Origin of the sequence: Pseudomonas sp. MS19 (assembly GCF_013277615.1) — a bacterium.
Lineage (GTDB): Bacteria > Pseudomonadota > Gammaproteobacteria > Pseudomonadales > Pseudomonadaceae > Aquipseudomonas > Aquipseudomonas marincola.
This window is the reverse complement of record NZ_VBTO01000012.1, coordinates 1-15,573: the sequence shown is the minus strand read 5'-3', so window position 1 is coordinate 15,573 and position 15,573 is coordinate 1. Positions and strand designations below refer to the sequence as shown.

The window sequence follows — 15,573 nt, the reverse complement described above, 5'->3', positions numbered from 1 at the left end:
TGAACTAAGCCGGTTGCGGTTTGAAGCGGCTCCGGTATTCACTGGGTGACAGCCCGACAATACGCGTGAAAACCTTACGAAAGGCACTGGGGTCGGAGTAGCCAACGGCCCAGGCCACGCGCTCCACCGACAGATGGCCCAGTTGCAGCGCTGATCGCGCCTTGCTGACCCTGAGTTGCTGGCAATATTCTGATGAAGTCATGCCGGTGGCTTTTTGAAAACGCCGCAGGAACGTGCGCTCTTCGAGGTTGGCCAATGCTGCCAGCTGGGCAAGCGACACATCCTTGCCTTCTACCGTTTGCAGCCAGTGCTGGACTTTAAGAATGGCACTGTCGCCATGCGCCAGTCGCGGCGCAAACATGCTGTAGTAGCGCTGCTCCCTTCCCGGCACATCAATCAGCAACACTTGCGCGGTCTGCAGCATCACATTCGGCCCGAGAAAACGTTCGACCAACCGCAGGCCCAAATCTGTCCAGCTCATCAGGCCGCTGCTGGTAATGATGTCTACGTCATCGATCAATAGTTGATCGGTGTCTACGCCAATATCCGGAAAACGCGCCTCGAACGACTCGGCTAGTGCCCAGTGCGCGGTAACCGTGCGTTGGTTAAGCAGCCCGGTTTCGGCCAGCACAAAAGTGCCTGCACAAACAGAGGCCAGGATGCCGCCATTGGCATGCACGCCTTGCAGCCATGTAACGGTCGAGGCAACGCGGTGTGGATCAATCGGATCACCGAGCTTTGGCGGCACAATCACCAGGGCCAGCTCGCAGGGCAAGTCTGGCGAGCTGTCGAACACCCGCACGGGTGGCGTTTTCTCAGAGCTTGCCTGCCAGTGCGTTACACGTACGGGATTGTGCCCGAGGCCTGCATGTTCAGCCGCAATTCCTCCTGCCATCAGCAGTAAATCAGTCACGCCAAGCACGGCCGCCTGCTGCGCTGACGGGTATAAAGCTACGCCGATTTCGATTGACTGCATGGTTGTCATGTGTCGTTTTTTACCCGAATTATGTCGATATGGCCACTCGATACTCTAGCGCATCCCCGTGAGAATGGAACCGTCATCCATTCAATATCGCTGGAGTGAAGCATGAGCAAGCACGCAGTTATTGTCGTCGACCTGCAAAACGAATACCTGCCAACCGGCAACCTGCCTTTGCACCGCATCGAGCAAACCATCAGCACTGCACTTGCGGTCGTAACCAAGGCGCGTAAAGCCGGTGATCTGATCATTAACATCAGGCATGAATCGGCTGAGCCTGATGCCCCGCTGTTCACTAAAAACACGCCAGCGGTTCAGTTCATCGAAGCAATGGCGGCGCAGGATGATGAGCCGGTGATTGTCAAAAATTTCCCCAACTCATTTCGCGAAACCGAACTCAAGTCGATCCTGCAGGCGCACGCCATCGATATGCTCACAGTGGTCGGCGCAATGAGCCACATGTGCATCGACGCCACCGTGCGTGCGGCAGCTGACTTTGGTTACCCGGTGACAGTTGTAGAAGATGCCTGCACCACCCTCGATCTGGAATTTGCAGGCCGTAAAGTACCGGCCCCAGACGTACACGCCGCGTTCATGGCAGGTCTGGCGTTCGCCTATGCGAACGTGGTTAACAGTGCTGAATACCTCAAGGGCTGAACCCTAACACTCGCTGCATGATCCGTTTGCAGGGGCGCTGAATGCCCCTGCAAACGGATCATACCAACTGCCTGATTATCGACGTATGCCCCTCGCGCAATCGGAATGTTCACTCACGCCAGCCAGTCCAGCGTCAGTAACAGCCGGGGCACACCGTTAGAAGTCAGCGGTGAGCGGTGGATCAACCCCTGCCCCTCATTGCCCACCCAACGCTCTCCCTTGGCCAGTAACACATGGCCCGCTTGAGCGCGATTGATCAACCCGTCATCCGTTGGCTCAGCACCTGGCTGGCCGAGCAATCGGCGGTCCATTGCATCCTCTGACAACCATTCACTGCCCGGCCCCGCGTAACAAGTAATCAGCCTGAGCGGCACATGGTCGACGTGAAAACGCGGGCACATGGCTTTGTCCAATACCCGCATGCGCAAGCCAATGCGCTTTGCGTCGACCAGGCAGACAAACGCACTGACCAGCCAGCGCACATCACCGAGCAAAGCCTCATGGCCGGGCAAATGACTGTATCGCGCGAGCAAAGCTGCTAGGTCGGGTTGCGTGTCTGCACCACTCAGATCGAGCGTGACCGATTCAGCTAAGGTTCGGTCATGGGCGACGACATTTGCTGCGAAATCGGTGATGTGAGCCGGTAACTGCCGCTCCCAAACGGCCAGATTAACTTGCTCTCTGAGCACCTGCGCCAAAACATCTGCACGTTCGCCAGTAACCTGTTGCACAGCGTGTTTGATATTCAGAGCCAGCATCAGGCAACTTCCTGCTCGGTCCATGGGCCGAATGGGTCTGGTAGTGCTTGCCAGGCAGCCGCACCCTGAGCCATTTCCTGATCATCCAGCAAGCAGGCATCCAGTTCAGCGGTCAGCCGCGTGAAGTCGATGTTCTGGCCGATAAAGACCAATTCCTGACGACAGTCGCCGACCTCTTCCTGCCAGTGCTTCTTAATTATTTGTAAGCCTTGCTCATCCTGCGGCCATTGATCTTGCGGCACAAAGCGCCACCAGCGCCCAGCAAAACCATGGCGCATCAACCCACCCGCCTGCGACCAACTGCCGGCCTCGCGGTACTTGCTCGCCAACCAGAAAAAACCCTTGGAGCGAAGCAGGCGGCCATTGGTCCATTCACGGTTAATGAAGTTGAAAAAGCGCTGAGGATGCAGCGGGCGGCGCGCCCGATACGCAACAGAGGCGATGCCGTACTCCTGAGTTTCCGGCACATGCTCGCCGCGCAGTTCCTTGAGCCAACCCGGCGCCTGTGCGGCACGTTCAAAGTCAAAGCGCCCCGTGTTGAGGATTTTTTCCAGCGGCACTGCACCCATCACCATCGGCACGATTTCGGCATGGGTATTGAGCCCCCGCAGAATAGCCATCAACTCATCGCGTTCATGACTGCTGATCAAGTCTGCCTTGCTCACCAACAGCACATCGGCAAACTCGACCTGCTCGATCAGCAGATCGGTGATCGAACGCTCGTCCTCGTCGCCAAGGGTTTCACCGCGGCTGGCAAGGCTCTCAGCCTCATGAAAGTCCCGCAGAAAGTTAACCCCGTCGACCACCGTGACCATGGTATCCAGACGCGCTAGATCAGCCAGGCTCAGGCCATCTTCACCGCGAAAAGTAAAGGTTTCCGCCACTGGAAGCGGCTCAGAAATACCGGTGGACTCAATCAGCAAGTAGTCAAAGCGGCCATCACGGGCGAGCCGCCCTACTTCTTCCAGCAGGTCTTCACGCAAGGTGCAGCAGATACAACCGTTGCTCATTTCAACCAATTTTTCTTCAGAGCGATTGAGACTGACATCGCGCTGAACCTCGCTGCCATCAATATTGATTTCGCTCATGTCGTTGACGATTACCGCCACCTTCAAATTCTGTCGATTCTTCAAAATGGCGTTGAGCAACGTGCTTTTTCCTGCCCCGAGAAAGCCGGACAACACGGTGACAGGAAGGCGGTTTTTCATGTTTTGAACTCCATCAGTATTCGGTTTGCTGCATCGGTGGGTGGTTGTGCGAGCGGGTCAGGTGCGCTTGGTGTATGAGAGCGTGACATTCAGCCGCCAAATGCATAATCACGTTATAACATAACAATACGCAAATCCATAAAATAGCAGATCCCCAACACGAAAATATTGGGGCGATGGGGATGAACGCATCACCATCGCCCTTTATTTGGAAGGGATCTCGGCAGTCCCAATCAGTTGCTTTCGCTAATCACCCACAGACCGGCAATGCGAGCTCATAACGCGTCCTGTTCACTGACCGCGATTTCTACACGCTCGCCCTGCAACCGCACCGGCCATGTGCGCAGTTGTTGCTCTGGGTATTCCAGGCACGTGCCATCTTCTAAGCGAAAATGTTGTTTGTAGAGCGGCGCCGCGATCACCAGATCACCGGCCAAATTGCCGACGATTCCGCGACCTATTACGTTAGCGCCTGACTTGGGGTCGCGATTATCAATGGCGTAAAGCTGTTTACCGCTCTCCTCGCTGGGCAGGTAGATCAGCGCAATTTGGGCGCCATCAACCCATGCCACCACACCAGAGTTGGCGACCAGATCAGCACGGCTGCACAGCGATTGCCATTGCAGGGTCTGTTGTGGCTCAAGCAGGGTTGCACTTGATGGGCTCATCAAACCACCTCCTCATATAACGGGATCAGGGAAAGTTCGGCGTCGCGTACTGGCCGGCGTTGCTGGCGTTCTTTAACGAAGTGGATGTCCGGATCGCTGCGTTTGTCGTTGACGAAAGTCCGGAAGCGTTTGAGTTTCTCGGGGTCGTTGAGGGCGTTTTTCCACTCGCACTCATAACGGTCGACGACTAATTGCATCTGCGCTTCCAGTTCAGCAGCAAGCCCCAGGCTGTCATCGATAATCACGGCCTTGAGATAATCCAGCCCGCCCTCCAGCGACTCGCGCCACACCGAGGTGCGCTGCAGGCGGTCGGCAGTCTGCACGTAGAACATCAAGAAGCGATCGATGTAACGGATGAGCGTGGCGTCATCCAGATCTGTCGCAAACAGCTCGGCATGCCGTGGACGCATACCGCCATTACCACTGACGTAGAGGTTCCAGCCGTTCTCAGTGGCAATCACGCCGACGTCTTTGCTTTGCGCTTCCGCGCATTCGCGGGTACAACCCGAAACCGCAAGCTTGATCTTGTGCGGTGAGCGCAAACCTTTGTAGCGATCTTCAAGGCGCAGCGCCATGCCGACACTGTCTTGCACGCCGTAGCGGCACCAATTACTGCCAACACACGACTTCACCGTACGCAGCGATTTGCCGTAGGCGTGCCCTGTCTCGAAGCCTGCAGCAATCAGCTCACTCCAGATATCGGGCAGCTCGTGTAGCTGCGCACCGAACAGATCGATACGCTGGCCGCCAGTGATCTTGGTGTAGAGGTCGTATTTTTTCGCCACAGCGCCAATGGCGATGAGCCCATCAGGGGTAATTTCACCCCCTGGAATGCGCGGCACCACCGAGTAGGTGCCGTTCTTCTGCATGTTGGCCATGAAGGTGTCATTAGTGTCTTGCAACGGCACCAGCGACGGATCGGTGATCGAGCGGTTCCAGCAGGATGCCAGCACTGAGCCCACCGCGGGTTTGCAGATGTCGCAACCGAGATGACCCTTGCCATGCTTGGCCAGCAGCTCTTCAAAGCTTTCAATGCCCTCGACCCGCACAATCGCGTACAGCTCTTGGCGGGTATAGGCGAAATGCTCACACAAGCTTTTGTCGACCACTACGCCGCGCGCAGTCAGCTCATGTTCAAAGACCTGCTTGAGCAGTGCCGAACAACCGCCACAACCCGTTGCAGCCTTGGTGCATGATTTAAGACCGGCAAGGTCGCTGCAACCGCCATCGATCGCTGCACACACAGCCGCTTTGCTGACGTTATGGCACGAGCAAATGGTAGCGGTCGCGGGTAATGCATCAGCCCCTAATGCCGGCGCGCCTTCACCTTGCGGCAAGATCAGGCAAGACGGATCTGCCGGTAATTTGATGTCGTTTTGTACGTACTGCAACAGGGTGTCGTAATAGCTGTTGTCACCCACCAGCACTGCGCCGATGGCGTGTTTGCCATCAGCCGAAACCACTAAGCGGCGATAGCTGGCAGTGGCTTCGTCGATGAAACGATAGCTACGTGAACCGGCAGTGGCGCCGTGTGCATCGCCGATAGAACCGACGTCGACGCCAAGCAATTTAAGCTTGGTCGAGATGTCGGCGCCCATGAATGGCTCGCTGTCTTCACCGCATAATTGTGCGGCAACCGCACGGGCCATTTGATAGCCGGGCGCGACCAAGCCGTACACTCCGCCGTTCCAGGCGGCGCACTCACCAATGGCATAAATGTCCGGATCGTTAGTGCGGCACTGGCTGTCGATCGCCACCCCACCGCGAGGCCCAAGCTCCAGATTGCATTGCCGGGCCAATGCATCCTGCGGACGAATACCAGCAGAGAAGACAATCAGGTCGGTTTCGAGGAAATCATCACCGCTGAAGTTCATGCGATAGCGGAATTCACGACCGGCGCTGATTGACTGGGTAGCCCGCGACAAATGCACGCTGACGCCCAGCGATTCTATTTGAGCTTTCAGTGCTAAGCCGCCGTGATCATCCAGTTGCACCGGCATCAAACGTGGCGCGAACTCGACAACGTGCGCTTCGAGGCCCAGCGACTTCAGCGCATTGGCTGCCTCTAAACCCAGCAATCCGCCACCAACCACTACCCCACGAGTCGCCTGCTTGGCCGCCAAGCGAATAGTGTCGAGATCCGCCAGTGTGCGATACACCAAGCGCGAATGTCCTTCAGCACCTTCAATAGGCGGCACGAACGGGTAAGAGCCTGTCGCAAGCACCAACTTGTCGAAGCTAAAACAGCCTTGGGCAGTGATCACCTCACAGCGCTCGCGATCAATCTCCAGCACGGGAATCCCCAGATGCAACGTAACGCCCGGCTGTTGATACAGTTCAGCGCCGCTGAGTGCCAATGACTCGGCGTCACGCCCGCCAAAGTACTCGGAGAGGTGCACCCGGTCGTATGCGCGCAGCGGCTCTTCGCTGAATACCTGAATCTGGTACTGAGCCAACGCGCCGCGCTCAATCAGCTGCTCTACGCAGTGGTGACCGACCATGCCATTGCCGATAACGATCAGCGCTGGCAGATTATTTGAGGTTGCGACAGTGGAGTTCATAGAGCACCCGTTCGAGCTGATCACATTTTCAAAAGCAAAAAAAAGGCGCCTGGAACCTCACGGTCCCAGGCGCCATTGCCTGTTCGTTTGCGGTGTTACTGCGGCCGCCATGCCGAGTTCACCGTCTGCGCCCTTGTTCTTTACAGAACGCTCGATCGCCATTGACCGATTGGGCTGCCCTCAAAAGAGAGAGCACTTATTGAGTATTAGCAAGGCCTATGCCAGATAGTTCAAATGGCTGGTTTGAGCGTCTGCGCTGCGCATATGGCCAACACAGCAGTCATCCGCAGAACGGGTTTGGAACTCAATTGGTGCGCCTTTAATGAAAACTGCACCGCGCTGATGCCAAACCCCAGCGCTTTGCACTCGAATGTTCAGGGTGTTAAGAGCCAGTGCTTAACAGCCAGATAATCACGGCGCCCAGAATCGCGGAAAGCCCCTTCCAGAACATCAGGGGATTTCGTTCAAGCAGCGGTGGGCGGTACTTATTGAGCAGCGACTGATTGGGCTGACGCAGCTCGAAAATAAACTCCGAGAGCGCGGCATAACGCTTTAACGGATCGGGTTGCAGCGCCTTTCGCAGCACATCATCAATCCACACGGGGAGCTCGCGGTCGTTGTCACGCAACGGCTGATAGACCAGACGATTCTGCGCTGTACGGCTTTTGCACTTGGCCACTTCAGCGCCATACGGCAAGCGCCCGCTGAGCATTTGGTAAATGATGACCGCCAGCGAGAATTGATCGGAGCGTGGCGAGCCCGGCTCACCCAGAAAATATTCAGGTGCGGTGTATTGCGCGGTGCCCAGCAGTTGGTTGCGCGCAAATGGCGCGGTGATTTCAACCAAGCCGGCGACTTGCGCAGAACCAAAATCGATCAGTTTCAACGTACCGCTGGCATCAATCATGATGTTGTCGGGGCGCAAGTCCTGATGGAGCATTTCCAGGCGATGGAATGCTTGCAAGCCTTTGCCAATCTGCTCGGCCATACTGCGTACTTTCTCCAGCGGCGCTTGCGGATGGTCGATAATCCACTGACGCAACGTCTGCCCCTCAATGTATTCACTAACGCTGTAGAGAAAGTTGCGTTTACGGGTTGGCACGGGCGCTTTGAGCACATGCGGGCTGTCGATACGCCTCGCGACCCACTCCTCGCTCAGCAAACGCTCCAGATGCTGTAAATCATGCTGCAGGTCTACCGATGGAATTTTCAACGCCACCTGCGCGCCGCTGTCGATATCCTCAGCCAGGTAAAGATGACTGCGGCTGCTGGCGTGCAATTCGCGAATTATGCGAAAGCCTTCAAACTCCATCCGGGGATGCAGTAACGGGGCGAATGCCAGTTCAGCAACTTGCTGCTGCAACTCACTCGCCTCGTTCAGCGGCAAGCTGTCGACTCGAACAATCTGCACGGTGAGATTGTCATCACTGCCTTGTGCATAGGCATGTTCGACAATCGCCCGGGCGGCGCCATCAAGGTCAGTATTCTGCGTCGTAATCAACTCAACCATGCGCGAATCGCTGGCGAACTCGTAAACGCCGTCGGTGGCAAACAAAAAGCAGTCGCCCTGCTCCACCTGAAACGTACGGTAATCGAGCTCAAGGTGAGTATTGATACCCATCGCACGGCTCAGATAGCTTTTTTCTTGCGATACCCAAAGCCGATGGTCTTCGGTCAATTGCTCCAAATGGCCATCGCGTAATCGGTAGATTCGCGTGTCGCCCGCATGGAAAATGTGCGCGGTCGTCGACTTGATAACCATCGCGCTGAGCGTGCAGACGTAGCCACGGTCGAGGTCATAACGGAACTGGCTCTGACGGGTTTGTGCGTACAACCACGAGTTGGTCGCCATCAACACCCGCTGCGCGGACTTCTTCACTGACCACGCATCAGAGGTGCAGAAATAATCGCCAAGAAAACTGCCCACCGCCGATTCACTGGCAATGTGGCTCACCGCGCTACTGCTTATGCCATCAGCCAAGGCAATGGCGATACCTTTGGCCGTAAGCTGCGGTTCCTGCGGGATATAAACCCCATGAAAGTCCTGATTGGCAGCCTTGCGCCCCTTGTCGGAGTGCTGCCCTACGGTCACCTTGAGCTGGCTGGCCATGTCGCTCCTGACACGGCCCGACAGATTAGCTGCCGGACCGTGATTGCATTTAGCTGAACGTACGCTTCGGCGCCGTCTTCACATGGGTGGTGTAGAGCGTCAGGCCGGTGAAGGCTAAACCGCCCACCAGATTACCCAATGCAGTCGGGATCTCGTTCCAGAGCATGTAGTCCATGACCGAGAAATTACCGCCCATGATCATCGCCGAAGGGAACAGGAACATGTTCACCACGGAGTGCTCAAACCCCATGTAGAAAAACAGCATGATCGGCATCCACATGGCGATGGTCTTACCGCTGACGGTGGTCGAAATCATCGCGCCAACCACGCCCATCGAAACCATCCAGTTGCACAGCATGCCGCGCAAGAAAATAGTCATCCAGCCCGCCAGACCGTACTCGGCATAGCCCAACGTACGCGCTTCACCGATGTGCGAGATCTTCTCACCGATAACACCCGGACTCGCATCGAAGCCATAGGTAAAGACGAAAGCCATCATCACCGCCACCGTCAATGCGCCGCCAAAATTACCGAGAAATACCAATCCCCAGTTACGCAACACACCGTTCACCGTCACACCTGGGCGCCGGTCCAGCAGTGCCAATGGCGTCAGTACAAACACCCCGGTGAGCAGATCAAAGCCCATCAGGTAGAGCATCACAAAACCCACCGGGAACAACATAGCGCCCACCAGCGGCATACCTGTTTGCACGGTGATACTAATCGCAAACACGGCAGCCAGCGCCAGGATCGCACCCGCCATAAAGGCGCGGATCAAGGTGTCGCGAGTGGACATGAAAATTTTCGATTCGCCGGAATCCACCATCTTGGTGACGAACTCAGCAGGAGCTAGATAGGACATGTATTTTCCCCAAGTGTCAGTATCGCAACGCAAAAAAAAACGCCTGAAGCCTTTCAGCTCCAGGCGCCTTTGCCTGTTAATTCTTTGCCTAGTTGGTTGTGCGTTACACCAGGCGCAATGGCCCCAACTTATCGCAATCAGCAGTGGTTTTTTTGTGCTGCCTGATCGCCGTTGATCATTGGCTGCCACTCGCGTGATTACGATGGTGTCACCGATGATTAGCAAGTAGCGCGCCAAACACCCTGAATCTGCGCTGACATCGCGCTAGCGGGGACTTCGCGGGCTGTTGGCAGAGAGCGGCTAAGTAATGTTCACAGCGGCTTACGCGACATTCGGAACCAAAACAGCGCACACAACCGGAGAGACGCCCCACCCTGAGCCGCGACTGATGAGGCTAGCGCTGACGTATGTTGCTTGAGCCATTGTTGTGCCGGGATTTTACGGTCATGGATTTGGCTTTCTTGATAGAATACTGGCTGGTGCTGTTTATCCAGACTTGCGCGGTACACCTAACATCGCCGCCTTTTCGCAGCCTTGATGTGATCGTTACTTAAACCGCCCCGTGCTACACGCCCTTGTTGCGGTGCTAAAAAGTCGTACAAGGAACGAGAAAACGATCACACACAGACCAAAACCCCACAGAATCAGACGACTCAAATGCCCGCAGAACCAGCCTCAACCCTAGTAACCACGCCGCCTGCCCTGTCCCGTCGCTTTAGCGTTGCACCCATGATGGACTGGACAGACCGTCATTGCCGGTTCTTCTTGCGCCAGCTTTCGCGCAATGCGCTGCTGTATACCGAAATGGTCACCACCGGGGCGTTGCTGCATGGCGATACGGCGCGGTTTTTGCGCCATGACGAGGCGGAGTATCCGTTGGCGTTGCAGTTGGGCGGCAGCACGCCTGCCGATTTGGCAGCTTGCGCCAAGCTGGCCGAGGCGGCGGGTTATGACGAGGTGAATCTGAATGTCGGCTGCCCGAGCGATCGGGTGCAGAATAATATGATCGGCGCCTGCCTGATGGCGCATCCGGCACTGGTGGCTGATTGCGTGAAGGCGATGCGCGATGCGGTGAGCATTCCGGTCACGGTCAAGCATCGCATCGGCATTGATGGGCGTGACAGCTATGCAGAGCTGAGCGACTTTGTTGGCACGGTACGCGATGCGGGTTGCGAGAGTTTCACTGTGCATGCGCGTATCGCGATTCTTTCGGGTTTGTCGCCGAAAGAGAACCGCGAAGTCCCGCCGCTGCGTTATGAAGTGGCGGCGCAAATCAAGCAGGACTTCCCGGACCTTGAGATCATTCTCAATGGCGGCATCAAGACCCTTGAGGACTGCAAGACCCACCTCGAAACCTTCGATGGCGTGATGCTCGGCCGCGAGGCTTACCACAACCCTTATTTACTGGCGCAGGTCGATCAACAGTTGTTTGGTTGCGACAAGCCGGTGCTCAGCCGCTATGAAGCGATGCTGAGCATGCGCAGCTATATCGAGCAGCATTTGCAGGAAGAGCGCGCGGCCATGCACCACGTGACTCGTCATATGCTCGGTTTGGCGCAAGGTTTCAAGGGTGCGCGGCGCTTCCGCCAATTGCTTTCGGTGGACATTCACAAGGCCCCTAATCCCATGGAACTGTTTGATCAGGCGGCTCTTTTGCTCGAAGGACATTGAGCCGGCAATCGCCCTCGGGTAATGTCATGGCATCTGCAACGACAAGGCACTGTCATGACTTCCAAGCTGGATCAACTCAAGCAGTTCACTACCGTGGTCGCCGACACCGGCGATCTCGACGCGATTATCCGGTTAAAGCCGGTAGACGCGACCACCAACCCTTCCCTGCTGCTTAAAGCAGCCGCCATGCCGCGCTATAGCGAATTGCTCAAGCATGCCGTAACCGCCAGCAACGGTGATCTGGGCATGGCTTGCGACCGCTTTGGTGTGGCGGTTGGCCAAGAAATTCTCAAGGTTATTCCGGGCCGTATTTCGACCGAAGTCGATGCGCGCCTGTCTTTCGACACCGAGGCCACGCTTGAGCGAGCTCATCGCCTGATTGATCTGTATCAGCAGGCCGGTATTGGTCGCGAGCGCGTACTGATCAAGATCGCTTCGACGTGGGAAGGGATTCGCGCTGCCGAGCAGCTTGAAAAAGACGGTATTCAGACCAACCTGACGCTGCTGTTCTCCTTTGCTCAGGCGCAAGCGTGCGCGGATGCCGGGGTCTTTTTGATCTCGCCTTTTGTGGGGCGGATTTACGACTGGTACAAGAAAGCCGAAGGCTGCGATTACGTGGGCGCGGCAGATCCTGGCGTGCAGTCGGTAAGCCGGATTTACAAGTACTACAAGGCCAACGGCTACAAGACTGTTGTGATGGGTGCGAGCTTCCGCAATCTCAGCCAGATCGAGCAACTGGCCGGTTGCGATCGCCTGACCATCAGCCCTGAACTGCTGCAATCGCTGGCTGACGACAACGGCAAGCTTGAGCGCAAGCTCGACGTCAATGCACAAGGTGAAGCCCGTCAGAGCCTCAACCAGAGCCAATTCCGCTGGGCAATGAATGAAGACCCGATGGCAACTGAAAAGCTTGCCGAAGGCATTCGCCAGTTCGCCCGCGATCAGGAAAAGCTCGAGAAACTGCTGATCAGCTAAACGCAAACGGGGCGCTTAAGCGCCCCGTCATGCTGTAATTTCAAGACTCAGGAATGCTCAAGCGCATTGACCAGGTCATGGAAGGCTTCACGATTGGACTCGTTAAGGCCCATCAGAATCCGGTGCGCTTCCAGCACTTTAGCCCGCACCACTTCTTCCGACTGATCCTGTGACGGCAAATCGTCTAATGCCTGCGGACACGGCACCGGCTGGTCGACGATGTTGAACACCTGATCGAAACCCATCGATTGCAGCAATCGTGTGATGTCCGCGTGCGTGGTGACGACCGTGGGCAACAGGCCGATCTTCTGCCGCGACAAGATCGACAGCTTCGCCAGCAAGCCCAAGGTGGTGCTGTCGATGCTGCGCGTTTCCGTCAGATCAATGACGATCGCGGAAAAATTGAGCGCCGTGAAGATTTTTTCAATGGTCGAGTCCAGCGCGGAACAGAGCGTCAGGCGCACTTCTCCCACGAACTTAAGAACAAATGTGCCGTCAAGTTCAGCGAATTGGATTCTTCCGGGACCGATCCCAGGATTCATGCAAGGTTCCTGCATAACACCATCAATGCGATATCATCCGGCATATCAGCGAGGTTGGCCAGCCCCAAAGCTGTGCTCAACCCCTCTAAAGAGCCGCCTGCCGAGCTAACTAGCTGAGGCAGTTGGGTTTCTTTTTCCTGCAGAGTGTCGCCCGGCAACAAATCGAGAATGCCGTCGGACAACAGCGTCAGGCTGAACGATTGCGGCAACTCGATCTCGTGATCCGAATATTCGGCCTCATCAAACAGACCGACCGGCAAGCCACGCCCCTGCAGATATTGTGCATCACCATTGCTGTACATCACCGGCAGCGGCAAATGCCCGCCAATGCTGTACGTCAGGCGATTGGTTTGTTCATCAATCACGCCGCCAAGCATGGTCACATGCTTGCCCAGCCTGCAATTGATGAGCCCGCGATTGATGTGCCCAAGCACTTCAGACGGTTTGAACTTCGGCAACGTGCCATTGCGCTTCGACTCGAAGAGCAGGCGCGTGGTCATGAACTTGAGCAATACGGTGATGAACGCCGAAGATGCGCCATGGCCAGACACGTCAGCCAGATAGAATGCCACACGGTGCTCATCAACACGAAAGTAGTCGACGAAATCACCCGACAGATACAGCGACGGGATGATTCTGTGTGAGAACTGCAAATCTGCAACCTGCCAGGGTGTTTCCGGCAGCATGTTCATCTGCACCTGGCGCCCGGCATTCTGGTCTTCCTGCAACAGGTGCAAGCTGGCCTGCAGCTCACGGTTGGCAACCTCGAGTTGCTCGCCGTAGCGTTTGTTTTCCAGGCGCAGATAAACTCGATCCAGCGCACGGCGAATCGAGTGTTCAAGAACAGCCAGATCTTCCAACGGCTTGATCAGGTAATCCACCGCACCGAGGCGCAGCGCTTCGACCACATCGCCCATCACACCGGCACCCGAAACCACGATGACCGGAGCCTCGACCTCAAGCGCATTGATGCGCCGGATCAGCTCAAGTCCATCGACTTGGGGCATACGTAGATCGCATATCACCAGATCGGGGTTCTCACGCTGGAATACTTCCAGACCTTGTAGACCGTTGCTGGCTTGCAAAACGTTAAAGCCGCTGTCTTCCAAGTAGGCCGCAAGGCTTGCGCGCACTACTTCGTCGTCATCAATAATCAGCAGCGTGGCACTGGTTTTGTGCATGGGATATCCAGGCAAACTACGCCGGAGATGGGTTGGCGTAAACACTGATCACCAACCCTTTCAGGCGAGCTATCAGTTCGTATTAAGGCGCAGACGGTACTCCCATCCGATTCCTGATTCAAGGGTGTGACGATCCGCAAAAGATCCACTGAATATGACTTTACACCTCAAATAGCTGGAGGCTATAACAACTGCAAACAAGTCGAGCTTATCTTTGAGGATAGCCCTATGTCTCAGGATGAACGTAATTTTACCGAAAAGCGCGATTTCCTGCGTATGCGCCTCAACTCGAACGCCACCCTTGTGTTCAACGATAACGAGTTCCCGGCCGTTTGCCGCGACCTCTCAAGCTCCGGCATGCAACTCGAAACCGAATGCGCATTAGCCTTGGGCGACCGCGTGTTGGTGCACATTGCCTCCGGGCTGGACAGCTTCGAAGATCTACAGGCAGAGGCCGAGGTTGTGCGTGTCAACGAACTGCCTGCCGGCACCAGACTGGTCGGTGTCTCGGTCATCCGGATGATCTGAGTCCGATACAACGCGTAACAAATCAGCTTTGGCGATAGTTCTTGCGCGGGCCGCTACGCAAGGGATCGAGCAAGCCAGACAAACCGTTGTGATCAATCTCCTGCATCAGCTCAAGCAATCGCCCCGTCTCGTTCTTCGGAAACCCTTCGCGGGCAAACCAGTTCAGGTAATGGCCAGGCAAGTCGGCGAATAACCGGCCCTTGTACTTGCCATAAGGCATTTCGCGGGTCACCAGTAACAACAGGTCTTCAGGTTTCATGGGCACACTTTGAAGATTTGGGCTTGGCGGCGAAGGTTAAGCCCGCGCAGCCACGCTCGCAAGCCAAAGGCTGGCATGGCTGACCTGATGCATACAGAGATTGCCGCTCGTGAAGTTGCGCAGGCCAAGCCATTAAAACTCCGGTAAGCTGCGCACCTTGTTAGACTCAACGCAGGTTTTAAACGGCAATGCTTATCAAAGCCCTCAGAAATGGCCTCGGCCAAATCATCATCTTTCTCGACTTTATTACCCGTCCGCGCAAGATGAAACGCACCCCGCAAGCTCAGGCTGCAGTCGAGCAAAGCGCCGCCAATCTTGCCCTTTATCAGTTCAAGGCTTGCCCTTTCTGCGTTAAAACCCGCCGCACCCTGCACAAACTCAACGTGCCTGTTGTGCTGCGCGATGCCAAAAACAACGAGCAAGACCGTCAGGCGCTGCTCGAACAAGGCGGCAAGATTCAGGTGCCGTGCCTGCGCATTGAAGAGAATGGCGAGAGCAAATGGCTGTACGAATCCAAAGCCATCAATGCCTACCTTGAAGAGCGCTTTGCTGCCTGAGCAATAACCCTCACGGCGACTCAGGTCGCCAGATCGCTGTCTAGTCCTGAAATAGGT

Annotated in this window: 15 protein-coding genes; 5 read left to right on the top strand and 10 right to left on the bottom strand. The window is 56.0% G+C overall.

Features of this window, described 5'->3' with window-relative positions:
* Positions 1 to 4: 4 nt before the first annotated feature.
* Positions 5 to 976, bottom strand: coding sequence for a helix-turn-helix domain-containing protein (locus FEZ62_RS12575; protein ID WP_345940445.1), 972 nt, complete (start codon positions 974 to 976; stop codon positions 5 to 7).
* Between the two features lie 111 nt (positions 977 to 1,087).
* Between FEZ62_RS12575 and FEZ62_RS12570 the strand changes: the two genes are divergently transcribed.
* A complete protein-coding gene (locus FEZ62_RS12570) occupies positions 1,088 to 1,636 on the top strand; it encodes a cysteine hydrolase family protein (protein ID WP_172927902.1) in 549 nt (182 codons plus the stop codon).
* 113 nt (positions 1,637 to 1,749) lie between these two features.
* On the opposite strand, the gene FEZ62_RS12565 is transcribed toward FEZ62_RS12570, so the two are convergent.
* From FEZ62_RS12565 to FEZ62_RS12540, 6 genes are all read right to left on the bottom strand, one after another.
* The gene (locus tag FEZ62_RS12565; RefSeq protein ID WP_172927900.1) at positions 1,750 to 2,394 is read right to left on the bottom strand and encodes a DUF1826 domain-containing protein; all 645 of its coding nucleotides are present in this window, start codon (positions 2,392 to 2,394) and stop codon (positions 1,750 to 1,752) included.
* Positions 2,394 to 3,602, bottom strand: coding sequence for a zinc metallochaperone GTPase ZigA (gene zigA / locus FEZ62_RS12560; protein ID WP_172927898.1), 1,209 nt, complete (start codon positions 3,600 to 3,602; stop codon positions 2,394 to 2,396). Before zigA ends, FEZ62_RS12565 begins: the two co-directional genes overlap by 1 nt.
* A gap of 275 nt (positions 3,603 to 3,877) precedes the next feature.
* Positions 3,878 to 4,270, bottom strand: a complete 393-nt coding sequence (nirD, locus tag FEZ62_RS12555; protein ID WP_172927896.1) for a nitrite reductase small subunit NirD — start codon at positions 4,268 to 4,270, stop codon at positions 3,878 to 3,880.
* A complete protein-coding gene (gene nirB / locus FEZ62_RS12550; RefSeq protein WP_172927894.1) occupies positions 4,270 to 6,831 on the bottom strand; it encodes a nitrite reductase large subunit NirB in 2,562 nt (853 codons plus the stop codon). The genes nirD and nirB overlap by 1 nt, the downstream gene beginning before the upstream one ends.
* Positions 6,832 to 7,213: 382 nt before the next feature.
* Positions 7,214 to 8,941: a bifunctional protein-serine/threonine kinase/phosphatase gene (locus FEZ62_RS12545; RefSeq protein WP_172927892.1), complete on the bottom strand. Its 1,728-nt coding sequence runs from the start codon at positions 8,939 to 8,941 to the stop codon at positions 7,214 to 7,216.
* Between the two features lie 49 nt (positions 8,942 to 8,990).
* Complete coding sequence (locus FEZ62_RS12540) at positions 8,991 to 9,803, bottom strand: formate/nitrite transporter family protein (protein WP_172927890.1); 813 nt, start codon at positions 9,801 to 9,803, stop codon at positions 8,991 to 8,993.
* A gap of 657 nt (positions 9,804 to 10,460) precedes the next feature.
* On the opposite strand from FEZ62_RS12540, the gene dusA reads away from it, so the two are divergent.
* Both dusA and tal read left to right on the top strand, forming a co-directional pair.
* The gene (gene dusA, locus FEZ62_RS12535) at positions 10,461 to 11,474 is read left to right on the top strand and encodes a tRNA dihydrouridine(20/20a) synthase DusA (RefSeq protein WP_172927888.1); all 1,014 of its coding nucleotides are present in this window, start codon (positions 10,461 to 10,463) and stop codon (positions 11,472 to 11,474) included.
* 54 nt (positions 11,475 to 11,528) lie between these two features.
* On the top strand, positions 11,529 to 12,449 hold the full coding sequence (tal, locus tag FEZ62_RS12530; RefSeq protein ID WP_172927886.1) for a transaldolase: 921 nt from the start codon (positions 11,529 to 11,531) through the stop codon (positions 12,447 to 12,449).
* A 47-nt stretch (positions 12,450 to 12,496) separates the two neighbouring features.
* Here tal and rssC read toward each other — a convergent pair whose 3' ends face one another.
* The gene (rssC, locus tag FEZ62_RS12525) at positions 12,497 to 12,979 is read right to left on the bottom strand and encodes an anti-sigma factor antagonist RssC (protein ID WP_090511776.1); all 483 of its coding nucleotides are present in this window, start codon (positions 12,977 to 12,979) and stop codon (positions 12,497 to 12,499) included.
* 8 nt (positions 12,980 to 12,987) lie between these two features.
* Entirely contained in the window at positions 12,988 to 14,172 is a 1,185-nt protein-coding gene (gene rssB / locus FEZ62_RS12520) for a two-component system response regulator RssB (RefSeq protein ID WP_172927885.1), read from the bottom strand.
* Positions 14,173 to 14,400: 228 nt separating this feature from the next.
* On the opposite strand from rssB, the gene FEZ62_RS12515 reads away from it, so the two are divergent.
* Positions 14,401 to 14,700 (top strand): PilZ domain-containing protein, encoded by a 300-nt coding sequence (locus tag FEZ62_RS12515; RefSeq protein ID WP_069899816.1) that lies wholly within the window; start codon positions 14,401 to 14,403, stop codon positions 14,698 to 14,700.
* Between the two features lie 22 nt (positions 14,701 to 14,722).
* Here the strand turns inward: FEZ62_RS12515 and FEZ62_RS12510 are convergent, their stop codons facing one another.
* Entirely contained in the window at positions 14,723 to 14,959 is a 237-nt protein-coding gene (locus tag FEZ62_RS12510) for a DUF3820 family protein (RefSeq protein WP_069899817.1), read from the bottom strand.
* A gap of 188 nt (positions 14,960 to 15,147) precedes the next feature.
* Between FEZ62_RS12510 and FEZ62_RS12505 the strand changes: the two genes are divergently transcribed.
* The gene (locus tag FEZ62_RS12505; RefSeq protein WP_069899818.1) at positions 15,148 to 15,516 is read left to right on the top strand and encodes a glutaredoxin domain-containing protein; all 369 of its coding nucleotides are present in this window, start codon (positions 15,148 to 15,150) and stop codon (positions 15,514 to 15,516) included.
* Positions 15,517 to 15,573: the final 57 nt, after the last annotated feature.